General features: G+C 39.5%; 28 protein-coding genes and 2 riboswitches. Of the genes, 5 read left to right on the top strand and 23 right to left on the bottom strand.

Features of this window, described 5'->3' with window-relative positions:
* Positions 1-178: 178 nt before the first annotated feature.
* From sufB to ACFQZ9_RS16075, 17 genes are all read right to left on the bottom strand, one after another.
* The gene (sufB, locus tag ACFQZ9_RS16155) at positions 179-1576 is read right to left on the bottom strand and encodes a Fe-S cluster assembly protein SufB (protein ID WP_198310373.1); all 1398 of its coding nucleotides are present in this window, start codon (positions 1574-1576) and stop codon (positions 179-181) included.
* 61 nt (positions 1577-1637) lie between these two features.
* A complete protein-coding gene (gene sufU / locus ACFQZ9_RS16150) occupies positions 1638-2075 on the bottom strand; it encodes an iron-sulfur cluster assembly scaffold protein (RefSeq protein ID WP_498944583.1) in 438 nt (145 codons plus the stop codon).
* Positions 2065-3294 carry a cysteine desulfurase gene (locus tag ACFQZ9_RS16145; protein ID WP_498944582.1) on the bottom strand — a complete coding sequence of 410 codons (1230 nt, stop codon included), beginning with the start codon at positions 3292-3294 and terminating at the stop codon, positions 2065-2067. Before ACFQZ9_RS16145 ends, sufU begins: the two co-directional genes overlap by 11 nt.
* Position 3295: 1 nt before the next feature.
* Positions 3296-4597 (bottom strand): Fe-S cluster assembly protein SufD, encoded by a 1302-nt coding sequence (gene sufD, locus ACFQZ9_RS16140; RefSeq protein ID WP_498944581.1) that lies wholly within the window; start codon positions 4595-4597, stop codon positions 3296-3298.
* Positions 4598-4618: 21 nt separating this feature from the next.
* Positions 4619-5401: a Fe-S cluster assembly ATPase SufC gene (gene sufC, locus ACFQZ9_RS16135; RefSeq protein WP_198310377.1), complete on the bottom strand. Its 783-nt coding sequence runs from the start codon at positions 5399-5401 to the stop codon at positions 4619-4621.
* Between the two features lie 390 nt (positions 5402-5791).
* The gene (locus ACFQZ9_RS16130) at positions 5792-6640 is read right to left on the bottom strand and encodes a MetQ/NlpA family ABC transporter substrate-binding protein (protein ID WP_498944580.1); all 849 of its coding nucleotides are present in this window, start codon (positions 6638-6640) and stop codon (positions 5792-5794) included.
* Between the two features lie 13 nt (positions 6641-6653).
* Entirely contained in the window at positions 6654-7325 is a 672-nt protein-coding gene (locus tag ACFQZ9_RS16125) for a methionine ABC transporter permease (RefSeq protein WP_498944579.1), read from the bottom strand.
* Positions 7315-8343: a methionine ABC transporter ATP-binding protein gene (locus ACFQZ9_RS16120; RefSeq protein WP_498944578.1), complete on the bottom strand. Its 1029-nt coding sequence runs from the start codon at positions 8341-8343 to the stop codon at positions 7315-7317. The genes ACFQZ9_RS16125 and ACFQZ9_RS16120 overlap by 11 nt, the downstream gene beginning before the upstream one ends.
* A gap of 163 nt (positions 8344-8506) precedes the next feature.
* A riboswitch (SAM riboswitch) is annotated at positions 8507-8612 on the bottom strand.
* Positions 8613-8747: 135 nt separating this feature from the next.
* Complete coding sequence (locus tag ACFQZ9_RS16115; protein ID WP_498944577.1) at positions 8748-10064, bottom strand: O-acetylhomoserine aminocarboxypropyltransferase/cysteine synthase family protein; 1317 nt, start codon at positions 10062-10064, stop codon at positions 8748-8750.
* Positions 10065-10123: 59 nt separating this feature from the next.
* Positions 10124-10225, bottom strand: a riboswitch (SAM riboswitch).
* Positions 10226-10303: 78 nt separating this feature from the next.
* Positions 10304-10660 (bottom strand): SCP2 sterol-binding domain-containing protein, encoded by a 357-nt coding sequence (locus tag ACFQZ9_RS16110; protein ID WP_498944576.1) that lies wholly within the window; start codon positions 10658-10660, stop codon positions 10304-10306.
* 112 nt (positions 10661-10772) lie between these two features.
* Positions 10773-11081 carry a thioredoxin family protein gene (locus tag ACFQZ9_RS16105; protein ID WP_498944575.1) on the bottom strand — a complete coding sequence of 103 codons (309 nt, stop codon included), beginning with the start codon at positions 11079-11081 and terminating at the stop codon, positions 10773-10775.
* 8 nt (positions 11082-11089) lie between these two features.
* The gene (locus tag ACFQZ9_RS16100; protein ID WP_026576030.1) at positions 11090-11446 is read right to left on the bottom strand and encodes a toprim domain-containing protein; all 357 of its coding nucleotides are present in this window, start codon (positions 11444-11446) and stop codon (positions 11090-11092) included.
* A 230-nt stretch (positions 11447-11676) separates the two neighbouring features.
* The gene (gene gcvH / locus ACFQZ9_RS16095) at positions 11677-12057 is read right to left on the bottom strand and encodes a glycine cleavage system protein GcvH (RefSeq protein WP_026576029.1); all 381 of its coding nucleotides are present in this window, start codon (positions 12055-12057) and stop codon (positions 11677-11679) included.
* 91 nt (positions 12058-12148) lie between these two features.
* Complete coding sequence (locus tag ACFQZ9_RS16090; RefSeq protein ID WP_498944574.1) at positions 12149-12505, bottom strand: arsenate reductase family protein; 357 nt, start codon at positions 12503-12505, stop codon at positions 12149-12151.
* A gap of 260 nt (positions 12506-12765) precedes the next feature.
* A complete protein-coding gene (locus ACFQZ9_RS16085) occupies positions 12766-14550 on the bottom strand; it encodes an acyl-CoA dehydrogenase FadE (RefSeq protein ID WP_198310384.1) in 1785 nt (594 codons plus the stop codon).
* Positions 14551-14621: 71 nt separating this feature from the next.
* The gene (locus ACFQZ9_RS16080; protein ID WP_198310385.1) at positions 14622-15797 is read right to left on the bottom strand and encodes an acetyl-CoA C-acetyltransferase; all 1176 of its coding nucleotides are present in this window, start codon (positions 15795-15797) and stop codon (positions 14622-14624) included.
* Positions 15798-15846: 49 nt separating this feature from the next.
* The gene (locus ACFQZ9_RS16075; RefSeq protein WP_498944573.1) at positions 15847-18222 is read right to left on the bottom strand and encodes a 3-hydroxyacyl-CoA dehydrogenase/enoyl-CoA hydratase family protein; all 2376 of its coding nucleotides are present in this window, start codon (positions 18220-18222) and stop codon (positions 15847-15849) included.
* Positions 18223-18436: 214 nt separating this feature from the next.
* Here ACFQZ9_RS16075 and ACFQZ9_RS16070 point away from each other — a divergent pair, with 214 nt between their 5' ends.
* The 3 genes from ACFQZ9_RS16070 (at position 18437) to ACFQZ9_RS16060 (ending at position 19366) form a co-directional block, all read left to right on the top strand.
* Entirely contained in the window at positions 18437-18571 is a 135-nt protein-coding gene (locus ACFQZ9_RS16070) for a YuzL family protein (RefSeq protein ID WP_081810862.1), read from the top strand.
* 124 nt (positions 18572-18695) lie between these two features.
* Positions 18696-18995, top strand: coding sequence for a hypothetical protein (locus tag ACFQZ9_RS16065; protein ID WP_498944572.1), 300 nt, complete (start codon positions 18696-18698; stop codon positions 18993-18995).
* A 20-nt stretch (positions 18996-19015) separates the two neighbouring features.
* Complete coding sequence (locus ACFQZ9_RS16060) at positions 19016-19366, top strand: spore coat protein (protein ID WP_498944592.1); 351 nt, start codon at positions 19016-19018, stop codon at positions 19364-19366.
* Between the two features lie 266 nt (positions 19367-19632).
* Here ACFQZ9_RS16060 and ACFQZ9_RS16055 read toward each other — a convergent pair whose 3' ends face one another.
* From ACFQZ9_RS16055 to ACFQZ9_RS16045, 3 genes are all read right to left on the bottom strand, one after another.
* Positions 19633-19875, bottom strand: a complete 243-nt coding sequence (locus tag ACFQZ9_RS16055; protein WP_198310387.1) for a DUF2573 family protein — start codon at positions 19873-19875, stop codon at positions 19633-19635.
* A 20-nt stretch (positions 19876-19895) separates the two neighbouring features.
* On the bottom strand, positions 19896-21068 hold the full coding sequence (locus ACFQZ9_RS16050) for an FtsW/RodA/SpoVE family cell cycle protein (RefSeq protein ID WP_198310388.1): 1173 nt from the start codon (positions 21066-21068) through the stop codon (positions 19896-19898).
* Between the two features lie 118 nt (positions 21069-21186).
* Positions 21187-21975, bottom strand: a complete 789-nt coding sequence (locus tag ACFQZ9_RS16045; RefSeq protein WP_198310389.1) for a DUF4931 domain-containing protein — start codon at positions 21973-21975, stop codon at positions 21187-21189.
* Between the two features lie 203 nt (positions 21976-22178).
* Between ACFQZ9_RS16045 and ACFQZ9_RS16040 the strand changes: the two genes are divergently transcribed.
* Entirely contained in the window at positions 22179-22961 is a 783-nt protein-coding gene (locus tag ACFQZ9_RS16040) for an undecaprenyl-diphosphate phosphatase (protein ID WP_198310390.1), read from the top strand.
* 27 nt (positions 22962-22988) lie between these two features.
* On the opposite strand, the gene ACFQZ9_RS16035 is transcribed toward ACFQZ9_RS16040, so the two are convergent.
* On the bottom strand, positions 22989-23657 hold the full coding sequence (locus tag ACFQZ9_RS16035) for an FMN-dependent NADH-azoreductase (RefSeq protein ID WP_498944571.1): 669 nt from the start codon (positions 23655-23657) through the stop codon (positions 22989-22991).
* A gap of 142 nt (positions 23658-23799) precedes the next feature.
* Here ACFQZ9_RS16035 and ACFQZ9_RS16030 point away from each other — a divergent pair, with 142 nt between their 5' ends.
* On the top strand, positions 23800-24555 hold the full coding sequence (locus tag ACFQZ9_RS16030; protein WP_498944570.1) for a (S)-benzoin forming benzil reductase: 756 nt from the start codon (positions 23800-23802) through the stop codon (positions 24553-24555).
* 22 nt (positions 24556-24577) lie between these two features.
* Here ACFQZ9_RS16030 and ACFQZ9_RS16025 read toward each other — a convergent pair whose 3' ends face one another.
* Together ACFQZ9_RS16025 and ACFQZ9_RS16020 are read right to left on the bottom strand one after the other, a co-directional pair.
* Entirely contained in the window at positions 24578-25957 is a 1380-nt protein-coding gene (locus ACFQZ9_RS16025; protein WP_498944569.1) for a HAMP domain-containing sensor histidine kinase, read from the bottom strand.
* The gene (locus ACFQZ9_RS16020) at positions 25935-26645 is read right to left on the bottom strand and encodes a response regulator transcription factor (protein ID WP_198310394.1); all 711 of its coding nucleotides are present in this window, start codon (positions 26643-26645) and stop codon (positions 25935-25937) included. Before ACFQZ9_RS16020 ends, ACFQZ9_RS16025 begins: the two co-directional genes overlap by 23 nt.
* Between the last annotated feature and the right edge of the window lie 239 nt (positions 26646-26884).

The raw sequence follows: 26884 nt of genomic DNA, 5'->3' as shown, positions 1-26884 counted from the left end.
TGTATTCTTTCTTCAGCTGTAAATTTGGCCATAAAAAAACCCCTAAACGTTAGAATGGTGTCTAACATTTAGGGGGCATTTCATTTTTGGATGCTTAGGCTTTCATTTTCAAAAAAAAGATTATCTTAAAATAGAAAAAATCCGCCTGCCCGAACGGCAAAGCGGATTTAATAACATATTAACCGATAGAACCTTCCATCTCGAACTTGATCAATCTGTTCATTTCTACGGCGTATTCCATTGGTAATTCTTTTGTAAATGGTTCGATGAAGCCCATAACAATCATTTCAGTTGCTTCTTGTTCAGAGATACCTCGGCTCATTAAGTAGAAGAGCTGTTCTTCTGAAACTTTAGAAACCTTTGCTTCGTGCTCTAGTGAGATATTGTTATTTAACACTTCATTGTATGGAATCGTATCCGATGTTGATAAATTATCCATAATCAACGTATCGCACTCAATGTTAGCACGCGCGCCATCAGCTTTACGGCCAAAATGAACCAAACCACGATAGTTTGTTTTTCCGCCATGCTTAGAAATAGATTTCGATACAATCGTTGAAGATGTATTTGGTGCTAAATGAATCATCTTAGAACCTGTATCTTGAACTTGACCTTTGCCGGCAATCGCAATGGATAGTGTCAATCCGCGGGCACCTTCACCTTTAAGAATAACCGCAGGATATTTCATCGTTAATTTAGAACCGATGTTCCCATCAATCCATTCCATTGTGGCATTTTCTTCGCAGACTGTACGTTTCGTAACCAGGTTATAAACGTTGTTTGCCCAGTTTTGAATCGTTGTATAACGGCAGTAACCGCCTTTTTTAACGATAATTTCAACAACTGCACTATGAAGGGAGTTTGTTGTATAAACCGGTGCAGTACAGCCTTCTACATAGTGTACACTTGCTCCTTCATCAACGATAATCAATGTTCTTTCAAATTGCCCCATATTTTCAGAGTTGATGCGGAAGTACGCTTGTAATGGCGTATCCACTTTAATACCCGGCGGTACATAGATGAAGGAACCACCTGACCAAACTGCAGAATTCAATGCCGCAAACTTGTTGTCTGTTGGCGGAATAACCTTTGCCCAGTGCTCGCGGAAAATGTCTTCGTTTTCACGTAAAGCAGAATCCGTATCTTTAAATACGATTCCAAGTTCTTCAAGGTCTTCTTTCATATTATGATAAACAACTTCGGATTCATATTGAGCAGAAACACCTGCAAGGTATTTTTGTTCTGCTTCAGGAATACCAAGTTTGTCAAAAGTCGCTTTAATTTCTTCCGGTACTTCGTCCCATGACTTCTCAGATTTCTCAGATGGTTTTACATAATAAGTGATTTCGTCAAAGTTTAATGAATTTAGGTCTCCGCCCCATTGCGGCATTGGTTTGCTATAAAAAATTTCCAATGATTTTAAGCGGAAATCAAGCATCCATTGGGGTTCACCCTTCATTTTTGAAATCTCTTCAACAATTTCACGTGTTAAACCACGTTTTGATCGGAATATGGAAACGTCTTTATCGGCAAAACCATATTTATAATCACCGATTTCAGGCATTTTTTTTGCCATCGTCGTCTTCCTCCATTTCGTAAACGGTCCGAGACCAAAAAGGACTCGTACGTTTTTATTCTTATTCCTCTTCCTTCAAACCCTTTTCCATGGCCTTCCATGCTAAAGTTGCACACTTGATTCTGGCAGGGAATTTTGAAACCCCTTGAAGTGCTTCAATATCACCTAAATCGATATCATCATCTATTTCTTTTCCCTGCATCATATCGGAAAAGATTTTTGAGAGTTTTAAAGCCTCTTCAACTTTTTTTCCTTTAATCGCCTGCGTCATCATCGATGCAGAGGACATGGAAATGGAACAGCCTTCGCCTTCAAACCTGGCATCCTCGACGATTCCGTTTTCAACCTTAAAGGTCAATTGAATGCGGTCGCCGCAGGTTGGGTTATTCATATTAATCGTATGATTGCCATCCTCTAAAATACCACGATTCCGCGGTTTTTTATAATGGTCCATAATAACTCTTCGGTAAAGTGCGTCTAAATCTATATTAGAAGACATCGCTGAAATACTCCTTTGTTTTGACAAGCCCTTCAACGAGTTTATCAATATCTTCTTCCGTATTATATAGGTAAAAGCTGGCACGTGCTGTCGCTGTTGCTTTCAGCCATCTCATTAATGGCTGTGCACAGTGATGTCCTGCACGGACGGCAATTCCTTCAGCATCGAGGACAGTTGCAACATCGTGCGGATGAACATCATCGATATTAAACGTAACCAAGCCTGCACGTTTTGCCGGATCATGAGGTCCATAAATTGTAATACCAGGAACGGAAGATAATTTATCTAAAGCATAAGCAGAAAGCTTATGTTCATACTCGGCAATATTATCTAATCCAACTTCATTTAAAAAGTCGATAGCTGCTCCAAGACCGACTGCGCCGGCAATGATCGGTGTCCCTCCTTCAAATTTCCAAGGGAGTTCTTTCCAAGTTGATTCTTGTAAATGAACAAAATCAATCATTTCACCGCCAAATTCAATCGGTTCCATATTTTCAAGCAATTCTTTTTTACCATAAAGAACGCCAATCCCCGTAGGACCGCACATTTTATGGCCAGAAAAGGCAAGAAAATCACAGTCTAAATCTTGAACATCAATTTTCATATGTGGTGCACTTTGAGCCCCATCAACTACCATTACAGCGCCATTTTCATGAGCAATTTTAGCAATCTCTTTTACGGGGTTAATGGAACCAAGCACGTTTGAAACCTGCATAACCGAAACAATTTTCGTATTCGATGTAACTTGTGCCCGAACATCATCTAAGGAAATGGTGCCGTCTTCCTGCAAGTCTATATATTTTAGTTTAGCCCCTGTTCGTTTAGCCACTTGTTGCCACGGAATGATATTACTATGGTGCTCCATATAAGTTATAACGATTTCGTCGCCTTCTTTTAAGTTCGCTGCCGCATAGCTTGCTGCAACCGTATTAATAGAAGTAGTTGTTCCTCTAGTAAAAATAACTTCTTGTGTTGATTTTGCATTGATAAACTTACGAACCTTTTCCCTTGCCCCTTCGTATGCATCTGTTGCTCTTGTTCCCAGTGTATGCACACCTCGGTGGACATTGGAATTGATTTCACGATAATATTTTTCAATGGTCTCAATTACTTGGATTGGCTTTTGAGAGGTTGCTGAACTATCCAAATATACCAGCGGCTTACCATTAACATCTTGGTCTAAAATAGGAAACAGTTTGCGAATATCTTGGATATTCATTTTAACGCACTTTCCTTTCAATTACTCCAGTTAATTGCTTTTGAACACCCTCGATTGGGATCTGGCTAACCACAGGTGCAAGGAAACCATGAATGATTAATCGTTCCGCTTCCGATTTTGAAATACCACGGCTCATCAAATAATAAAGTTGTACATTATCAACACGGCCAACAGAAGCAGCGTGTCCCGCCATTACATCATCTTCATCAATTAACAAGATTGGGTTGGCATCTCCGCGTGCCTTATCGCTAAGAATTAATATACGGGAAGTTTGTTCGGCATCAGATTTTGATGCACCATGCTCGATTTTTCCAATTCCATTGAAGATGGTTGTAGCACTATCTTTCACCACACCATGATTCATGATATTTCCTTGGGTATGCTGACCAAAGTGAACAACACGTGTCGTAAAGTTTTGGGTTTGGTCCCCACGGCCTACTACAACTGTTTTTGTATCGCCAAATGAACCGTCACCAATAAGATTAGTGGTGTTCTCAGAAATTGTATTTCCTTCATTCATTAAACCAAGTGACCATTCGATCCGCGCATCTCTGCCGGCCACGCCACGTCGGTTTACATAAGTAGTGATGCCTTTTGCAAGGTAATCAACGGCACCATATTTTACTTGCGAATTTGTATTAGCAACGACTTCTGATACCAAGTTAAAAATACCATTCGCTGCTTCCATTGTGGAAATATAGTTCTCAACATACGTTACTGAACTATTATCTTCTGCAACCACAATTACATGATTAAAAAGATTAGCTTCCGCATTATCATGTAGATAAACAGCTTGAATTGGTTCAGTAATTTCTACATTTTTTGGAATATATAAGAATACTCCACCATTTACTAGGGCTGCATGCAATGCAGTCAAGCGATGTTCATCTGCATTAACGGCTTGAGTCATGTAGTATTTTTTTAATAAATCTCCATGCTCTTTTGCAGCTGTAATTAGATTGGTAAAGATAACACCTTTATTTTTAAGTTCTTCAGATAAAGATAAAAACGCAGGTGTTTGGTTGCGTTGAATATATAAATTTTTATTTTCCGCTACAAGCGATTTCACTTCCTCCGGTAATTCATTTAGGGAAGTGAATGGTTCGCTTTTCACAGTATGTGAAGTAAATTGGGTAAAGTTCCATTTATCAATTTTTGTTTTTTCCGGTCTTGGCATTGGAAGTATATTGACATCAGCTAATGCCTTTAAGCGGAGCTCTTCCATCCAAGCAGGTTCGCCTGCTTGCTTTGAAAAGGAGCGAACAAAATCCTGATCAAACGGTAATTTCGTTTCTGTTGTCATCGTAATCCTCCTAACGCTTACTTAAGCTTGCTCAACTGTTTCATCTTCAATTCCAAGTTCTTTCTTGATCCAGTCATATCCTTCTGCTTCTAAGCGTTGTGCAAGTTCTGGACCGCCTGATTTCACGATACGGCCTTGCATCATTACGTGCACGTAGTCAGGAGTGATATAGTTTAAAAGTCGTTGATAGTGAGTAATAACTAAGCACCCGAAATCCTCACCGCGCATTTCATTAATTCCTTTTGAAACAACCTTTAAGGCATCGATGTCAAGACCAGAGTCAATTTCATCTAAAATAGCAATTTTAGGCTCAAGCATCATTAATTGAAGAATTTCATTACGCTTCTTCTCACCGCCGGAGAATCCTTCATTTAGATAACGCTGCGCCATATTAAGGTCCATTTCAAGGAATTCCATTTGTTTATCCATTTTACGGATAAATTTCATTAAGGAAATTTCATTACCTTCGCCAAGGCGGCTATTGATTGCTGAACGTAAAAAGTCTGCATTCGTTACGCCGTTAATCTCACTTGGGTATTGCATAGCTAAAAATAGGCCTGCACGTGCTCGCTCATCTACTTCCATTTCAAGGACGTTCTGACCATCTAAAATAATATTTCCGCTAGTTACCTCATATTTAGGGTGACCCATGATTGCAGACGATAATGTCGATTTACCTGTACCATTTGGCCCCATGATTGCGTGGATTTCTCCACCTTTTACTTCAAGGTTTACACCTTTTAAAATTTCTTTTCCATCAATTTCTACATGTAGATCCTTGATAGTTAATGTTGATCCAGCCATATCTATACCTCCGAAAAGAAAGTTATTGTATCTTATAGAACGCAGTACTTAAAAAATTCATTCTCATTCTATTCTCATTACAATCTTATAACAAATAGAATCTGTTAGCAACTCCTAAACAGTGGTAACGTGAAATGATTTTCACTGCAACCCTATTAAATGAGAATAGACATGTCCAATAAAAGAAAAATTCAGATTATTTTCAGAGTAATTTCTGATTCGGACAAACACACTCGGATAAAATCATAACCTATTTTTTTAGATATTGCCATTCAATTCCTACCTATTTTTCACTCTTCGAGTATGTTTCATGTATTGGCATAAAAAACATGCATAGAAAAAGTCAGCAAGATTACCCGCTGACTTTTTCAATTTCTTCCTATTTATATATTATTTCGCAGAAACTGGTACGACAGCACCTTTGTATTTTTCAAGAATGAAATCTTGAATTTCCTTAGAATGCAATACTTCAACTAGAGTTTTAATTGCCGGCTTATTTTCATCGCCTTTACGAACAGCAATCACATTGACATATGGTGAGTTTTTATCTTCAATTGCAATTGAATCCTTGAGTGGGTTTAAACCTGCATCAATCGCATAGTTTGAGTTGATTAATACAGCATCACCTTCACCATTTTGGTAGATTTTTGGTAATAAAGAAGCCTCATAATTTGTATCAAACTTTAGATGTTTAGGGTTTTCTACAACATCTTTAATTGTAGCCGTTGTTTTATCGATCCCAGACTTTAATTTAATTAGTCCTTGTGCTTCAAGTAAAGAAAGAAGACGGCCATGGTCAGCTACAGAGTTACTCATAATTAAATGTGCACCTTTTGGAAGATCACTTAACTTTTTATACTTTTTAGAATAGATTCCGATTGGCTCAATATGAATTCCACCAGCATTTACAAAGCCGTAACCAAATTCTTTATTTTGAGCATTTAAGTAAGGAATGTGCTGAAAGTAGTTCGCATCCAATTCTTTAGAAGCTAATGCTTTATTCGGTAAAATATAATCTTGGAATTTCTTAATTTCTAGGTCAATTCCTTTTTCTTTTAAAATTGGTTTAGCTTTTTCAAGAATTTCTGCATGCGGCACGTTAGATGCACCCACAACTAATTTTGTTAATTTTTTTCCGCTGTCCCCACTGCTTGCAGTATCGTCCTTTTTAGATGTTCCGCATGCTGCTAAAACAAGCGCAAGAGATAATGCAAGTAATAAACTTAACCATTTTTTCATTTTGAATTCTCCTTTAGCGTTTATCTATTTTTGTAGTAATTAAATCCCCTATAAACTGTATGATAAATACAATGACAAGAATGATGATGGTCGCAACCAGTGTTACATCATTTTGGTTTCGCTGGAACCCTTCGAGATAGGCAAGGTTTCCAAGTCCTCCCGCACCAATTACTCCTGCCATGGCTGTGTAACCAACAAGTGCAATCGCTGTAACCGTAAGCCCTGAGACAAGTGCCGGCATCGATTCCGGAAGCAGTACCTTCCAGATAATCGTTCCTGTTGTTGCCCCCATTGATTTTGCTGCCTCAATAACACCTTTATCAATTTCCCTCAGGCCAATTTCAACCATTCTTGCATAGAACGGAGCCGCACCAATGATTAAGGCCGGTAATGCTGCATTTTCTCCAATCATCGAGCCAACCAATAGCATTGTGAATGGAATGAGCAAAACAATTAAGATAATAAAAGGGATCGACCTAAAGATATTTACAAATGCGCTAATGACAGTGTTAACCACTTTATTTTCCCACATATTTCCTTTTCCGGTAAGAAAAAGGAGTAATCCCAAAATAATTCCTAATATAAAGGTAGCAATAACGGATATTGCGGTCATGTAAAGAGTTTGCACGGTTGCCTCCCACATTGCCTGCCAGTCAATATCAGTTAAATATGGATCATTGTTCATTTGTTACCACCTCCACTCCAACCTGCTGGGTGCGAATATAGTCAACCGCTTGATTGACTTTGTCCGCGTCCCCATCGAGATGAATGAACAAGGTACCATATGAACCGCTTTGTGTCTGAGAAATTTTCCCCTGCAGGATATTAACCGTTACATCATTGTAGCGAATCAAATTCGTAATAATTGGCTGTTCAGCAGCCTCACCAATAAAGGTCAGCTGGACAACAGTACCGGAATGATATCGTTCAAGCAAATGCTCCACTGTTTCTTTTGTTTCCTCCGGCTCCGTAACCTGCTGAACAAATCGCTTCGTAATCGGTGCCTGCGGGTTTCTAAACACTTCCAATACAGGACCAAGCTCTACAATTCTACCGCTTTCCATTACTGCAACTCGGTGGCAGATTTTACGAATTACATGCATCTCATGGGTGATTAAAACAATCGTTAAACCAAGCCTTTTATTGATATCGACCAACAAGTCAAGGATTGAATCCGTGGTTTGCGGGTCAAGGGCTGAGGTTGCTTCATCACAAAGCAAAACCTTTGGATTGTTCGCTAATGCACGGGCAATACCAACTCTTTGCTTTTGGCCGCCGCTCAGCTGTGAGGGATAAGCATTTTCCCTGCCTTCAAGGCCAACTAGTTTTACCAACTCGCTGACGCGCTTTAATCTTTCCGCTTTCGTTACTCCTGCAATTTCCAGTGGGAACTCAATATTTTCACTAACTGTTCTTGACCAAAGTAAATTAAAGTGCTGGAATATCATACTGATTTCTTGACGTGCTTTTCGCAAGTCACTGCCTTTAATCTTTGAAACTTCACGGCCTACAACAGTAACGGATCCCTCTGTAGGAAGCTCCAATCCGTTTAACATACGAATTAGTGTACTTTTACCCGCGCCACTATAACCAATTACCCCAAAAATTTCCCCTTTGTTAATTTCCAGGTTCACGTCGTCTACTGCCTTTAACTGTCCCTGTTTCGAAGGGAAAATTTTTCGAACATTTTTTATAGAAATCATAGAATTCACCTTCTTTTTTTCCATATATAAGTAAAAGTAAAAAATTCCAATTGCTCAGTATCACTTAAACATAGGGTTTGATGGTTTTGAATAAAACATTCTATATTAGGAAAATAAAAATGCCTTTCTGCGCAGGCAGAAAGGCATAATAAATTCAACCTTTCTCCCATCTCTCAAAGCAAACGCTTTGTGTGAATTGGCACCATTTCAATTAAATTGACGGTTGCCGGGCTTCATCGGGCACATCCCTCCACCTCTCTGGATAAGAGCATTTAAGCATCCTATATTCAATTAACACACATATGATGTAAGCAATCATTTTATTACGAAAGCTATCGTATCACGGATAAAAAGGAGTGTCAACGAAAATTCTACATATTTAGAAAAAATCAAACATGGTAGTTTTAGGCATTGGCCGTTAACGATATCAACCCGGTTGCTGCTTCAATAGCAGATTCAAGGTCTTCAATTAAATCCTCAACATTTTCGATACCGATTGATAGACGAATTAAATCTTCAGAAACTCCAGCTGCTTTAAGACCCTCAGCGTCTAATTGCTGGTGTGTGGTACTTGCCGGGTGAATAATTAAGCTCTTCGCATCCCCAACATTGGCCACATGTGCCCAGAGAGTAATGGAATCAATTAACTTAGCTCCTGCTTCCTTACCGCCCTTGATACCGAATACAACCATTGAGCCGGCACCTTTTGGTAAATATTTCTCAGCAAGCTCATGGTCAGGATGTGATGGGTGTCCTGGATAGGATACCCATTCAACAGCAGGATGGTTTACTAAATAATCCACAATCTGCTTCGTATTGGCAACATGTTCTTTCATACGAACATGAAGAGTTTCGAGCCCTAGGACAAATTGGAAAGCATTTTGAGGACTTAATGCCGGTCCAAGATCACGCAGCAATTGAACGCGTGCCTTGATAATATAGGCAACCGCACCAAGTGCCTCCGCATAAACAAGATCATGATAGCTCGCATCTGGTGTTGTAAAGCCCGGGAATTTTGGCGAATTCCAATCAAACTTACCACCGTCTACAATAATCCCGCCTGTTGTTGTACCATTTCCTAACAACCATTTTGTAGCAGAGTGAATGACAATGTCTGCACCATGTTCAATCGGACGGCAGAGAAATGGTGTTGCAAAGGTATTGTCGATAATCAGCGGAACACCTGCCGCATGGGCAATATCGGCCACTTTTTCAATATCTAATATGGTTAAGCTTGGATTGCCAATTGTTTCGGCGAAAACCGCTTTTGTTTTTTCCGTGATGGCAGTACGGAAGTTTTCAGGATTTTCAGGGTCAACAAATTTCACATTAATTCCGTACTTTGGTAATGTCACTGCAAAAAGATTGTAAGTGCCGCCGTATAATGTTGATGCTGCGACAATTTCATCACCAGCTTGAGCAAGGTTTAAAATTGCCAAGGTAATGGCGGCCATCCCACTTGCAACTGCAAGAGCCCCAACACCGCCTTCTAATAAGGCAACCCTTTCCTCAAAGACAGTTGTGGTGGGGTTATGAATCCGTGTATATATGTAACCTGGTTCTGCTAACGCAAAAAGGTTAGCGGCGTGTTCAGTGCTTTTAAATTGATAGGCATTGTTTTGATAAATTGGAACGGCACGAGCACCCGTTACGGGATCTGGAGATAAGCCTCCATGAACACTTAAAGTTTCAAAACGTAATTTCTTTTGATCGACTCCCACACAAATCCACTCCCTGTTTAAAAATAAACCCCCGCTTCATAAGAAGAGGGGGCTCTCTCTTCTTATCTTTTCAGAGCATATTGCTCCGCTGGAATTGGCACCGTGTAAAAACCGGTTGCCGGGCATCATAGGGCCAGTCCCTCCACCGCTCTGGATAAGAATATTTATTGAATTGTTATTATTGATTGAATATTTAAACAGATAATACACCTTTATTCCGATAGAGTCAATAGGTTTATTTAGATTATTCTGTAAGAATTTGTGTCAATTTTAGTTAAATAAAAAAGCGCCTCCAAAAGCAGCAAGGTTCGGAAAGAAGCTTTTACTTGGAGCCTCCCCTTCTGCATAAGAGATCTCAATTTCCTTTCACCTGAAAGAAGCTGTTGAACTGTTTCTATCTCACCGTAAATTTCACATTCTGTAAAATTCTCACTTGGATCATGCAACAATGTACATTCTCCATTTTTTAAAAAAATTTCAATGCTTTGCCGCCCGCAAATAAAACGGACCATCAGACAATCCGCATTATTTAATAGAGACCGTATGTGATCACGCTCTTTAACCTTGATCAGAAAGGTTTGAATCATTTCCATCATCTTTATCACTCCGTTCTATTTGCTTACTAACTATTTCAGCAAAAAGAACCAGAATCCTTTCAAAACCTGTCGACAAATTAAAACAGATGCTGCTCAGGTAGCAGCATCTGTTTTATGTTAGATTTTCATTGATTTTTTCGATTAGATAAGGCACAGAGCGGAAAGCGTAGAGCAGTTCAACCACTTGGCCATCATGAATAAACATTAGACACGGAACGCTCTCGATACCATAGCTTTTCCCAAAATCGGGGTAAAAGTTTAAGTTCATTTTCCCCATTCTGCAATCCACCATTTGTTCAATGACTTGCAGCATCCTTGATGCTACCTGACAGGTCCCACATAGGGGCGTATAAAAGTACACGAGCCCTGTCGATTTATTTTCTATAAATGATGTAAATTCATCTCGATTCCATTCTTTCATCGATTCACTCAGCAATTCTCCAAAAATTGTGTATGCACATCAATATTTGCCCCTAATAAGACGGTCGCAAGATGGTGTTCAGGGGCTGTTGCAACTTCGCGGTAAGACCGATCAATATAGATATGCTCAGCTTGGGGAAATTCCCTTTTAAATTGTTTTCGCAGTTTTTCTCCAGCCGCATCTGCATCCACTAGAATATAGACATCCTTGTCCTCAAGAAAATCAATTAATTCATCTAATTTTGTAATGCTAATGGTCCCATTGGTACATATGATCTCAACAGGTTCCTTTACAATTCTTTTGACCTTTCTCTTATCAGATGTCCCTTCCACAATAAGAACCTTGTCAACATATGAGTCATTCATATCATCACCTGTATTATGAAGTCTTGTGTTTATGTTAACATATTCTAGATATACATATAACGTGAGCCTTGCTTTTATGTCCATATTTACCTAAAAAATTAGAAATAAAGATAACTTTTTAAATGAAGGTATTTCCTGTTATATTGTATTATTTGTTTCCTAATATACTTTTTGAAGAATGGTAATAAAGTGAAAAAGCACCCTGATATCAAGGTGCTGGGATTACATGATTATTCGTTAATCATTTCTTCGTATTGTTCAGCAGTCATCAGCTTGTCCAATTCGCTGCTGTCGGAAACTTCTACTACAATCATCCATGCTTTTTCATATGGAGATTCGTTTACAAATTCAGGATTGTCACTCAAATCTTCGTTAATTTCAACGATTTTGCCGCTGACAGGAGCATAAAGCTCAGAAACAGTTTTAACGGACTCAACGCTGCCAAATGGTTCGTCAGCAGAAACTTCATCGCCAACTTCAGGAAGCTCAACGAATACAATATCTCCTAGTTCGTGCTGTGCAAAGTCAGTAATTCCAATTCGCACTTTTTCTCCCTCAACTTTTACCCATTCATGTTCTTCAGAATAACGTAACTCTTTTGGTGTACTCATTCGAAATCCCTCCATTAATATTTCTAAAATCTATTATCGATAAAAAAATCGATTTCCATAATGAAGACAAGAAAAGTAGATGGTTAAACGCTTACAGCCATTTTTGCTCATACTCTTCTTCTTTAAAGCCAACGGTAACTTTTTCTCCGTCTGTTAAAATTGGCCTTTTGATTAACATCCCATCTGATGCAAGTAAATCAATTAATTCTTCATCGGATGCAGACTTCATTTTATCTTTAATACCTAATTCGCGGTATTTTAAACCGCTTGTATTAAAGAATTTTTTCAGCTCTAAACCGCTTTTTTGATAAAATCCCATTAATTCCTCTTTAGAAGGGGGATTTTCAACAATATGTATTTCCTTGTAGGAAAGATGATGATCATCCAGCCATTTCTTTGCCTTTCGACAGGTCCCGCATTTAGGATACCAATAAAAAGTCAGAGACATCTGTTTCACCGCCCTCTTTTCCAAAATTAAACTTCAGAGTGACAATTGAATCTTACCATAACGGAGTCAAAATTCCTAATATAAAAATAGCACAATAATAAGACAATTTAAATCGATCCTGCTAAGTAGGAATTAGAATGGATTCTATCATCAAGTCCATTAGAAAAAATTCGACTTTCTTCGCAAAAATCCTTCCTGCCATCTAAATTTTTATAAAAAAAGAGAAAACTCCCCTCTAAAAGAAGGGAGTTTCATATGAATTAAACGATATAACGTTCTGCTTCAATGATTACATCTGCAGCTTCTCGTTTTTTCGCAATAACATTAATTGGGGTATGGCGGGTGAATTTACGAAGCGAAGACAACATTATGCGAAGCGTATCGCCTTGTTCAACCGCAACTAATGTTTCTTTTGCAATCTGCTCGATCTCATTAAAGGCTTCTTGACAGAAAATTTGCGTATAAAGAAGCTTTTGTTGATTCTTTTCAATACCTGATTTAGCAATTGCTTTTTCCGTACGTAATACAACGGATTCCATCGCATAGGCATTGGATACGAGGTCCGCAATATTCGAAAGAACTTCCTGTTCTTTTTCAAGTGCTTTACCGTATTTTTGTGCCGCTAAACCAGCAGCCAATAAACCAATTTTCTTTGCATTTTTTACTAAATATTTTTCTTGTGCAAGTGGCGCGTCGCCTGGTTCTTCCGGCATTAACATCATTAATTCTTCCTGAAGCTGTAATGCTTTTTGGAATAATGGCAGTTCGCCTTTCATTGCTTTTTTCACAAATGTTCCTGGTACAAGAAGACGGTTAATTTCATTTGTTCCTTCAAAGATTCGGTTAATACGGGAGTCACGGTAGGCTCTTTCAATTGGATACTCCTGCATGAAGCCGTAGCCGCCATGAATTTGTACACCTTCGTCAACAACCTGATCTAAAACTTCACTTGCAAAGAATTTATTTAGAGAGCATTCGATTGCATATTCGGCAATGGAATTAGCCACTAATTTAATGTCTTTTGCTTCTTCGGTTGAAAGTTTTCCTTGATTATCTTCGTATAATCCAATTGTTCGATATACAGAGCTCTCAGCAGCATAAATTTTTGATGCCAAGGTACCGAATTTTTCTTTTGTTAGATTGAATTGAGAGATTGGTGTTTTGAATTGCTGGCGCCCATTAGCATATTTTACGGTCATTTCAAAAGCATTTTTAGAACCGCCAACAGCACCGACTGCGAGCTTATAACGACCGATATTTAAAATATTAAAGGCAATAACATGACCTCTGCCAAATTCGCCTAAAAGGTTTTCTTTTGGAACTGGTACATCTTGAAGAATCAGCGTCCGAGTAGAGGAACTCTTAATTCCCATTTTCTTTTCTTCAGCACCCGTTGAAACGCCTGGGAAATCTCTTTCAACGATGAATGCAGTAAAATGCTCACCATCCACTTTTGCATAAACACAGAACACATCTGCAAAACCGGCATTGGTAATCCACTGCTTCTCACCATTTAAAATATAGTGAGTTCCTTCCGCATTTAATCTTGCTGTTGTTTTTGCACCAAGTGCATCCGATCCTGAACCTGGCTCTGTTAGGGCATAAGCAGCAAGCTTTTCACCTGAAGCAAGTGCAGGTAAATATTTTTTCTTTTGCTCTTCGTTTCCGAACAGGACGATTGGAAGGGATCCAATTCCGACATGAGCACCATGTGAAAGTGAGAACCCGCCGGCCTTTGACATTTTTTCAGTAATAAGTGATGAGCTAACTTTATCTAAGCCTAATCCATCATATTCTTCCGGTACATCTGCACCAAGTAGTCCAAGCTCACCTGCTTCTTTTAAGAGTTTTACTGTACGGTCGAATTCATGTTTTTCTAAATACTCAACCTGTGGAAGCACTTCATTTTCAACAAAGTCTTCGGTTGTTTTCGCAATCATTTTTTGTTCATCCGAAAAATCCTCAGGTGTAAACACACGGTCATAGGAAACATCTTCAATTAAAAAGCTTCCGCCTTTAATGATTTTTTCAGTTTGGTTTGCCATTTAAAAATTCCTCCTATCAAAAATATCAGTGAGTTAGGTTTAAAAGGGGCTAAGGGGAGCCCCTAAATTTTTTATAGTAATTCGAATACGCCAGCAGCGCCCATTCCGCCGCCAATACACATCGTAACGACACCAAATTGTTCATTTCTGCGTTTTAATTCATGAATGAGTGACAATGTAAGCTTGGCACCTGTACAGCCTAGCGGGTGGCCAAGTGCAATTGCGCCGCCATTTACGTTCACTTTTTCTTCATCAAGGCCAAGCTCACGAATAACTTGAAGCGATTGGGAAGCAAAGGCCTCATTCAATTCAAAGAGATTGATATCAGAAAGTTCAAGGCCTGCCAGCTTTACAGCTTTTGGAACGGCAACAACCGGGCCTACACCCATAATTTCCGGCGGAACGCCGCCAACAGCAAATGATCTGAATTTGGCCAATGGTTTTAGTCCAAGCGATTCCGCTTTTTCACGATCCATGACCATTACTGCGGCCGCTCCATCACTGGTTTGTGAAGCATTACCGGCCGTAACAGACCCTGTTACCGAGAAGGCCGGGCGAAGTTTCGCGAGAGTTTCCAGATTCGTACCAGGGCGTACTCCCTCATCCCGTGAGAATTGAATGTTTTTTTCAACCAGCTTATTGTCTTTGCCAACTGTGCGGATTGTGACATCTACCGGAACAATTTCATCGACAAATTTACCTTCTTGAAGCGCTTTTGCAGCACGTTGATGGCTTCGTACCGCAAAGGCATCCTGGTCTTCACGGGTAATTCCATATTTTTTTGCCACTTGTTCTGCTGTATGGCCCATGCTCATATAATATTGCGGCGCTGTTTCCGCCAATTTTATATTCGGACGAACAACATGACCCATCATCGGAATCAGGCTCATTGACTCTGCCCCACCAGCAATGGCGGTATCAGTGTGGCCAAGCATAATTCCTTGAGCTGCATAGGCAATCGCTTGAAGGCCCGAGGAACAAAAACGATTAATGGTAATCGCTGGAACCGTATAAGGGAGTCCTGCCAAGGCACCTATATTACGTGCGACGTTATTTCCCTGCTCCGCTTCAGGCATTGCACAGCCTATAATTAAGTCGTCGATATTTCCTTCATAATTTCCGGCACGTTTTAATGTTTCTTTTACTACCAATGCTCCCAAGTCATCAGGACGAACATTGGCAAGCGTTCCTTTCTTCGCTTTACCTACCGGGGTCCGAGCTCCGGCTACAATGACCGCTTCTCTCATTACGTTCCCTCGCTTTCTTTCATTTTTCAAAGAATACCAATCTATTATTTTAGTTTCTTAATGGTTTTCCTTTCACAAGCATATGCTGCATACGCTGCTGTGATTTTGGCTCTGCAACAAGACTAAGGAATGCTTCTCTTTCCAAATCCAATAGATACTGTTCATCTACTTCAGTACCAAATGGAACCTTTCCGCCAGCGATGACATATGCAAGTTTTTTGGCGATTTTTAAGTCATGCTCGGAGATGTAGCCTGATAGGAACATTCCCTCTGCACCAAGTAACAGGGTCGCATAACCGGTTTCACCAACAACAGGTACTTTTCTGCGAACCTTTGGTTTATAGCCTTTTTCATGGAGCGCTAGAACCGCCTGCTTTGCATCGTATAGCTGGTGATCGCTGTTTACACTAATTCCATCAGCAAAATCTAAGAAATTATTTTCCCGCGCTTCCTCCCCAGAGGTTGACACCTTAGCCATTGCGATCGTTTCGAACACTTTATTAGCGACGTTTTGCAAATCAAATGGCACACCATTTGGAAGATTTTCTAAATGCTTAATGTAAAGCTCCTTATTTCCGCCGCCGCCAGGGATTAAACCGACACCGACTTCAACAAGTCCCATATAAGTCTCGGCAGATGCTTGGATATGGGCAGCCGGTAAACAAATCTCCGCTCCTCCGCCAAGTGTCATCGCAAATGGTGCCGCTACAACCGGTTTTGAGCTGTATTTAATTTTCATCATCGCCTGATGAAAATGACGAACAACCATATCCAATTCATAAATATTATCATCCTGTGCTTCCATCAGAATCATTGCAAGGTTGGCTCCGACACAGAAGTTTTTCCCTTGATTCCCAATCACCAGACCCTTGTAGTTTTTCTCTACCTCATCAATGGCGAAGTTTACCATTTGGATGATATCAAGACCGATGGCATTATTAGGAGATTGGAATTCGAGAAGCGCTACACCGTCTCCGATATCGATTAAGCTGGCGCCGCTGTTTTTCTTAATGACCCCTTTTTGTTTTTTAATTTTATTCAAATCCATTACCTTTGGATTAAATTCAACCAGTTTATATTCTCCGTTATGGTAGAAGGATTCTTCTTTGTAGAAAGTCGTAAATCCTTTTTCAAGCATTTCTGTAACCCAAGCAGGGACTTCAAGTCCGTTTTCTTTCATCTTTTGAACGGATTTTTCTACACCAATGGCATCCCATGTTTCAAATGGGCCCATTTCCCAGCCGAAGCCCCATTTCATTGCACGGTCAATCGCAACAATATCATCGGCGATTTCGCCTAGTAATTGAGCGGAATAAACGAGAACGGGACTGAATATATTCCATAAAAGCTCACCGGCACGGTCCTTGGCATATACAAGCGCTTTCAATTTATTGGCACTGCCCTTTTCCTGTTTGCTCAGTTCGACCGCAGGCGTGGATAATTTTTTACGTGGACCGTATTCTAATGTACTAGGATCAAGTTCAAGGATTTCTTTGCCTTTTTTCAAAAAGAACCCTTGGCCGGATTTACTGCCTAGCCAGCCTTTTTCAAGCATCGTATTCATGAAGGCGGGAACTTCAAAAACTTCCCTTTCTTTTCCTTCCACTTGTTCATATACATTGTTGGCGACATGGACAAAGGTATCGAGACCAACCACATCGAGAGTCCGGAAGGTTGCACTTTTTGGACGGCCAACCAACGGACCTGTAACGGAATCCACTTCACCGACACTGTAACCGCCTTTTAGCATTTCCTGAAGTGTAATCAAAAGACCATACGTACCAATACGGTTAGCAATAAAGTTTGGTGTATCCTTTGCAATGACGACTCCTTTACCTAATACATCCTCACCAAAGGTTTTCATGAAAGCAAGAACTTCGGGGTCGGTATATTGAGTAGGAATGACCTCAAGCAATTTTAAGTATCTTGGAGGATTGAAAAAGTGAGTTCCCAGGAAATGCTTCTTGAAATCGTCTGATCTGCCTTCAACCATTGCTTCGACAGAAATTCCTGATGTGTTTGAACTGATGATGCTGCCTGGCTTACGATATTGATCAACACGCTCAAATACCTGCTTTTTGACATTTAAATTTTCAACGACCACTTCGATGACCCAGTCAACATCCTTTAATTTGCTTAGATCATCTTCAAGATTTCCTGCCTCAATAAGGGCAAGATTTTTTTTCACCGTTAATGGTGCCGGTTTTTGTTTTAAAAGCTTTTGAATGGATGTATGACTAATACGATTTCGGACTTGTTTGTCTTCAAGAGTAAGCCCTTTCGCCTTTTCTTCTTCCGTTAATTCCCGAGGCACAATATCCAATAAAAGTGTTGGAATGCCGTTGTTTGCCAGATGGGCAGCAATTCCCGAGCCCATTACTCCAGATCCTAGAACAGCTGCTTTTTTAATTAGTTGGTTCAACATTGTCTCCCCCTTCAATACTTTGAATGAATACTCATTCATTTTTTGAGTAAAAAAAATTTACTTGAATGAGTTCTGTTACTATTAACTATAAAAGATTTTAAAAATTTGCGCAATCTATAATCGCGGAAAATTGAAATTTTTTTGAAAATTAATTTTTATAGGTTTAATACAATAAAAATTAATCAATGGGCATTCTATTTTTGAGGTGATAATCATGGGCAAAATGAAAAAAAACCCCTCCAAAGCAGGAGTAAGTGCAGCAAGCGTTCAGGGGGATGCTGGTCCTAACGTTGAAAATGACGGCGGCGGAAAAAGGAACAGCCAAAACAACCAATTCAAGAAAAGATAAGCAGGCTGGATTTCTTCAGCCTGTTTTTTGTTCACAGAATATGCATTTTTTTACGGGAATAAAAATTCTCTTTTAACAAAGGATAAAGTGGTAAAAGATTATGGATGCAGGAGGGGTAATCACTATGCAGCAACAAAATATGAATACGGCTCAGTCAAATATGAATATGCAAAATCAACAGAATATCATGCAGCAGCCTCCCGGGATTATATCAACAAAGGATTCTCTTTATTTAACCGATATGATGTCATGGAATTTACTGGCGGCTAAAAAGGCCCATTTTTTTGCCCAGCAATGTCAGGACCAAGAGTTAAAAACGGAAGCTGAAAAGTGCGGCCAAATGCATCAGCGCCACTATCAGCAGCTGCTTAATCATCTTGGGCACCATGCAAATTCACAGCAACCGCTAAATGGTATGCAATAAGAGAGGAGCGGGAGATTATGATGAACCAAAATCAGAACCAAAACCAACAAAAAATTAAAAATCCCGAAACACAGGTTCCGAAAACACCGCAAATGAATGAACGAGATTTTATCAACGATTTATTAACAACTGAAAAGTATTTGACCACTTCCTATAGCATGGCCTTGCACGAAGCAAGCCATCAAGGCCTCTACCAGGACATGATGCAGATCTTTACCGAAACACAAAATTGCCAAAGAGACCTATACAACCTAATGTTTAAAAAAGGCTGGTACGCAGTCGAAGCCGCCGAACAACAAAAACTTCAACAATCCTACCAGCAATTCCAAGGCTACACCAACCAACTTCCAAATGGCGGAATGGTTCAATAAGAAAAGCAGAAGCGCCTTGATCAGACCCGATATAGTAAGACTAGTCGATTGGCAAGCGTAGCGAAGACAGAGACTTAGTCGCACTTAATGCGTACAGAAAGCGGTAGCTTTCTGTAGCCAAGCGCTGGAGGACCTGACGGTGAAGTCGTTCTTTGACTTCATCGGCAGGGCCGAAGCGACTCGAGGGGCTAGGCGCTGGAGCTGGACAATAATAGCTTTTCGACAAAAATCGGGTGGTGCCAGGCACCACCCGATTTTTGTCGAATTTATTTCTTACGATGTTCTTCATTCATTTGTTTGATTTCGCCGGCAATTTCTTTCATTTGTTCTTTTGCTTCTGGATACATACTATTCCAATGCTTGGCCAGCGCGGGCATGGATTTGGCAATATGGGAGTAGAGTGCCCATACTTTTACTTTTTCTTTTGTTTCTGCATCGCCGTCTCCGACAAGGAGTTCGCTGTATTTATCGAGCATTGCTTCGAATTGCTGCAAAAATTTCTCTTCCACTTTCGACACCTTCCATCTAATTAAGATGTAGTTGAAAACATGTACTTCTTATAATGGTACCGAATGGAAAAAATCAATCCCAGCCCCATCATATTCCCCATTAACGAACTGCCGCCATAACTGATAAACGGCAACGGAATACCGGTGATAGGTAATACTCCAATGGTCATCCCGATATTTTGAAAAACGTGGAAGGTAATCATGCTGATCACCCCGACACATATATACGTATAAAAATTATTTTTCGTTTCCATACCCACCTTGGTAATATGGTAAATCAACAAGAAAAATAAACTGATTAAAACACTTGCACCAACAAAGCCAAATTCCTCGCCGACAATACTAAAAATAAAGTCAGTGTGACTCTCGGGTAAATATACATCCCTGTTCCCATATCCTTTTCCCGATGTTTGTCCGGAACCAATTGCCAGAAGGGATTGTGTTAATTGATAGCCAGCAGAACTTTGAAAATTATAGGGATCAAGCCAAGAATAGATCCGGCTGAACTGATACTGCCTTACCCCAAGATACTTTTCCAACAAATCCGGTTTCACCAATACAAAATAAAAAATGGTGGAAATCAGCACGGTTCCAGCTGAAAAAATCGGTAAAAGGAGTTTCCAGGAGATTCCCGAGATAAAAATCATACCTAACATGATGGATAAAAAGACAAGCGAAGTCCCCAAGTCCTGCTTAATAATCAGCATTAACGGAAACATTGTTACAATTCCCAGCTTCATTAAAAGCCAGAAATCCGATTGCATCGTTTTTACCAGATGTTTATGATGATGATTTTCAATCACCCATGCCAGAGCCAGGATAATAAAGATTTTCACAAACTCTGATGGCTGAAGCGAACCAATCCCAGGGACCTTAAACCAGTTTTTCGCGCCATTGATGACTGGTGCAATACTTGGCGGGGCAATAATTAATAATACTAGAAGAAAAATACCAAAGCCGTATAGGTACCATGTGATTTTCTTTAATTGATCAGAATCAAAGGTCATAACCCCGGCAATGATTCCGCCCCCCACTGCATACCAGATAATTTGCTTCAATACAAAATTCTCCTTGTATTGGCCGCTTGCCTGTGCACTATAGATCGAAATACAACTGGCTAAACAGAGTAACAATAAGATAAAAATAAGACTATAATCAAGCTTCGAAGTTGAGTTATTGTGATTGGAAGTCATGCTCATTCATTCTCCTTTTAATGTAACGAACCCTTAAAAGAATCTTTACATTTCTTCATTATATTTTTATTATCCGCAAATCACAACTTCTAACCATCGAATGGGTTAATTTACATGGTTAATCCAGATTTTCACTGGGAATTTCAGGTTGAAAGTAGACTTTCTTAACCTCTTCCACCATCCATTCCAAATTATTGGGTACCTGTGGAAGCCCATAGCCAATATACAGCGGGGTTGTCACAAACCTGGGCACAATTTTCGCAAAAATTCTTTGATGAATATGATGAAAAAATAAATTATAGCTGGTAGCTTTAAATGGAAAATGGTTTAAAATATAATGAACTGCTGTTTGGATATAATCTCCAAATGCCTCGACATATCCGGCATCAGCCATTTCTACGTTAAATTCATAAAAACCAACTCTTGGCTTAGTTGATAAAGAAAAGACCACTCCGTCTGTTTCTTCTATGACAATCCCTTCAAATACACCTTCGAAGACCTTCTCCTTGTAATCAAGATCATTTAAGCCAACAATCTGCATATGGGGGTGGGCAATTGTTCCTCCTGATAATGGCCCATGGTTTTTAAAAAAGATGACTGATTTCCAATGACCACTTTCCTCCATTTCACGCCAATGTTTTAGGCCAAATTGCAAAAGTCTATGTAAATGAGCTTTCGAGTACATCGATAATTCCTGATGGCATTCATCTGTTTCAATTAAAACGGTTTGATAAGCGTTTACCAAAACAGGGTATTTATTTTTTAAAAGAATAATAGGACCATCGACTTCAATCAAATCCGTCAATTGGTCGCGGTCACAAAAAGGGCAAGCTTGCTGTTTATTACGGATATTTTCAGGCTTTTGAACACCAATGGATGTATTAAATAATAAATGGCTATTTTTCACTGTGCTTCTCCCCTCCAACATACTTACTTCTATTTTATGGGACAATGAAAAGCTTTTGCACTATTTTTACTTAAACAATACAATTATTTGCTAATCTTTGAGAGAAGATAAGGAGAAATTTAATAAATAATTGAATAGCCCGCCTTTTTACGAATATTTATAAAGTAAACAAGCTTTCCATTACCATAAAAGAGAGGGAAAATATGTTAACGAAACTTGAAGCACTGGTACTCGGAATTATTCAGGGATTAACAGAGTTTTTACCGATCAGTAGTACAGGTCACCTATACTTAGGAAGAAATTTGTTTGGCTTGCAAGAAGCGGGGCTTTTATTGGATACCATGCTACATCTCGGAACGCTGCTTGCCGTATTGGTATTTTATAAGAACGAGTTTATCTATATCATCAAAAAACCGTTTAGTAAACTAACTTTATTATTAATTATTGGAACTATCCCTGCCGTTCTTATTGGATTAACCTTTAAGGATTATTTTGATGAAATTTCTAAAACAGGAGCAACAATCGGCTGGGAATTCTTAATTACAGGGGTTTTCCTTTGGTTTGCGGATTCAGCAAAAAATGGCTATAAAAAAATGGACCAAATCAGCTATAAGGATGCATTTATTATCGGCACTTTTCAAGCAGCCGCGATTTTTCCAGCCATCTCCCGGTCCGGTATGACCATTGTTGCCGCATTATGGAGAAAATTGGACCGCGAAACAGCTGCTTACTTTTCCTTTCTCCTATCGACACCGGCGATTGCGGGTGCAGTAGTCCTTCAGTCTTTTGATTTATTCGAGGGTAAGGGTGAAACCATTTCTTTATCGGCGTTATTAGTTGGGATTGTATCCTCCGCTATATTTGGTTATATTGCCGTCAAATGGATGGTTGAATTTTTGAAAAAGCATTCCTTAAAGCCTTTTGCGATTTATGTTTGGATTTTAGGATTTGCGGTCTTGTTTTTCCAATTAACAGGTAAGTTCTAAAAAAGCGGCTCATCTTCTGAGCCGCTTTTAGTTGCTAATGATAACTGTTTCTTTTGCCATTGCCTTTGCTTTTTCCATGGCTTCTTTTTTGGCCCTTGCCATAATCTCCGGTACCTGTTTTGGATAATGATCTGTTCCTTCAGCAATAATCGAGTCCATCACTTCCAAACCAAGGAAACCCAGTGCTGTTGTTAAAAAACGGTCGCCAAATTCGAAATCAGCCATAGGTTCAGTCGAATAAATGCCTCCGCGTGTTTGAATATGAATCGCCTTTCTTCCTTTTAATAGCCCTTTAGGACCATCCTCTGTGTTGATAAAGGTTTTTCCAACAATAAATAGATTATCAAGAAAGGATTTTAATATGGCTGGGGAGCCAAGGTTCCATAACGGTGTGACAAAGACATAATAATCCGCATCAATAAACTGATCCGCAAGAGCATGCATTTTCATTACTTTCGTTTGTTCTGCCTTAGATAATCGGTCAAAGGTTTGTCCCATAAAGGATAGCTTCGCACGTGCGTACATTAAATCCATATCAATTTCCGGTATTTCCATGTCATATAAATGCATTTGAATAATCTCGACATCCGGTTTTTCTTTTTGGAATGCCTCCAGAAAAACCTCGCCTATCTGCATTCCTTTTGAAAGCTTTGCATCCCTCTTTGGGTTAACAGTTATATAAAGAAGCTTTGTCATCAAAATCTCATCCTTTAATAAAAAGTTCTTACGTCTATAGTACTACAATCTTGTATGCTCACTTTTGAACAATTTTTGAACGATTGGTTGATTTAAGGAAAAAAGAGGAATAAACTATTCAAAAAGAACCTAGGGGGATGACATGAGATACGCTATTATTACAGGGGCTTCAAAAGGCTTAGGTGAAGCGATTGCGAAAAGATTACTAATGGAAGAAATAGCAGTCATTTCTGTTTCCCGGACAGAAAATGAAGAAATTAAACAATTAGCAGCTGAAAAAGGAATCTACTATAAACACTATTCCTGCAACCTGTCTCTGGAAGAGGAAGTGCAGGAAATCTTTATGCTCATCACCCATTATATTTTTCTAAAAAATCCTGAAGAAATCTATTTATTTAACAATGCAGGGGTGATTGAACCGATTCACATAGTGGGCAATTTAGACCAAACCCCCATCATTCGCAATATCGATGTGAATTTGATTGCCCCCATCCTGATTACCAATCTATTTTTAAATAAAGCGCAGCAGGCCAATACAAGCCTTCAGGTCATTAATATCACTTCAGGTGCAGCGGTCCGTTCGATTGAGGGCTGGAGCGTTTATTGCAGCGCAAAGGCCGGATTAAATATGTTTACCCAAACGGTTGCCTTAGAACAGGTGGCAGCGAAATCGAAGCATAAAATTTATGCCCTTAGTCCTGGAATCATGGACACAAAAATGCAGAAAACCATTCGTTCCTCATCCAATGAGGCATTTAAAGAGCTGGAGCGGTTTAAAGAATTTAAAGAAAACAACATGCTGCTTCCACCGGAAAAAGTAGCGAATGCACTTGTTGACCTTGCCCTTAGCGGTGAAGCAGAAACGGGAAGAATCTATAATGTGAATGATCTAATCTGACCCGCCAATTACGGCGGGCTTTTCAATTTTTAATTTCCCTTGGGAACCATAGTGTAAAGCTTGTCCCAATGTTTATTGTACTTTTAACCTTTATAATTCCTTGGTGGGCCTCCATCAAAGCTTTTACAATGGATAGGCCAATCCCGACACCTCCTGTTTTACGGTCACGGGATTTGTCGCCCCGATAAAATCGTTCGAAAATATGGGGGATATCATCCTCTGCGATACCAGAGCCTTCATCCACAATCTGAAATCCAACATATTCCTCTTTTTCGGTAAGAACCGAAATCGTAACATTCTTCCCTTTTGGCGTATATTTCAGCGCATTATTTAGAACGTTTGAAAGGATTTGAACTAATCGGTCTTTATCCGCAAAGAACATTTCTTCATCCGCTGGTTCAACAATATCAAGATGAACACCTTTTTCGTTAAACACTGGTAGAAACATATCCCATAAAGCCGCAATGACACTTCCTGCTTCTAATTCAATTTTTTCCAAGCGAATTTGCGGGTTTTCCGCTGCAAGCAGTTTTTCAAGCTCATTGACAAGGCGAACCAAACGCATTAATTCCTCATGGCTTTGCTGTAAACGCTCATGTGTCGGTTCCCAAATTCCATCCTGATAGGCCTCGATTTGGCTCCTTAACGTCGCAAGTGGTGTTCTTAGTTCATGAGCAAGATCACCGGTAAATTGCTTACGCAGCATTTCTTCCTTCGCCAAGGATTCAGCCAGATTATTAAACGAAATCGCTAAATCTTTTACCTCTGTCGGCAATCCTGCCAAAGGAATCCGAACAGAAAGATTATGCTGCTGCAGTTCATCCGCTGCAAAAGAGAGTTTTTTCAAACCCAAAGTTAATTTTTTGGAAAAAAGCATACTAAAAAGAATTGCAAGGACAATGGTCAAACAAACAGCTCCATAAATATATAACTGAATGGTTTGCAAAAATGTATGCTCATCATCAATCAATCCTTCGGGATAAATGGCTACCAGCTTCCCAATCACCGTTTGGTCTACCTTCAGCGTATAGGATTTCGTATGCCACTCCTCGCCAATCGTAACCGGTTCTGTTAATCCCAAGCTATTTAACATTCCTCTGATTTTTGAGGAGTCCATCTGCAGGCGGCCAAAACGGTCGAATAATTGAAAATAGAGCTGGTCGGTCATGGCACGCTCATGAAGCAGGTTAAAAACGGGGTCACTTGTAAAATGGCCATTTTTTTTATAATCTTTTTCAATCTCAACAATCACTCTTTCAATCTTTTTTTCACGATTGCGATCTAAATAGCTTTTAAAGCTCGCTTCAAACCCCCATTGGATAAAAAAGCTGACCAATAGAATCCCAATCATAGAGATTAATAATAAATAAAAGAGAATTTTAGACCGTAATGTCTGCAGCATCGGCAACGCCTCCAAATTTATAGCCCATGCCAAATACGGTTAAAATAAATTCCGGCTGCCGTGACTCCAACTCAATTTTTTTACGAAGATTCTTTATATGGGTATCCACACTACGTTCATACCCTTCGTAAAAAATGCCCTCATCCTGAATTTTTTCGAGTAAATCTATTCTGCTGTAGACTCTCCCCGGATTTAATGCCATATTGGTTAAAAGCTTATATTCTATCGGAGTCAGCATAATTTCTTGGCCGTTTATAGTTACTTCTTTTTTTTCGAGATCAATCGCAAGCTTTTTGCCGTTGAATTCAAGCCGTTCCACTTTTTCTGATTTTTTCACACGACGTAAAATCGCATGTACACGAACAACCACTTCTCTCGGGCTAAATGGCTTTGTTAAATAATCATCAGCTCCGATAATGATTCCATTAATCCGGTCATCCTCCGCCGATTTAGCTGTCAGCATTAAAATCGGAACATCGGATTCTTTCCGGACCAAACGGCAAACCTCTTCACCAGAAATATCCGGAAGCATCAAATCTAATATAATTAAATCAGGCTGAACGGATTTCACTTTTTTCAAAGCATCAATACCATTATCAGCACAATGAATCTCATATCCTTCCCTTTCGAGGTAGGCTTCGAGAACTTCGATTATTCTTCTTTCATCATCTACTAGTAAAATTTTCATCCGACACCCCTCCCTCTCACCCTTACTATAACATTTGAGGTCTCTGATGTTTTCAACTTCACAAATTCACCACAACTTCTTCATCATATCTTCAATCTTTCCCGCTAATATGTAGGTGTAAGAACGAAAGTGGAAGAAAAACTGGTTGCTCTTTCCTTAAACCTCTCTGTTTATATAGTGGTGTCCCTGCTTGAGGGGCATCTTATTTTTTAGGCAAAAAAATCCTTATCACAACGGAT

Source organism: Neobacillus sp. GCM10027624 (assembly GCF_042675345.1).
GTDB classification, from domain to species: domain Bacteria; phylum Bacillota; class Bacilli; order Bacillales; family Cytobacillaceae; genus Neobacillus; species Neobacillus cucumis_D.
Note: the sequence above shows the minus strand (reverse complement) of the source record. Positions and strands in the feature narration are given on the sequence as shown.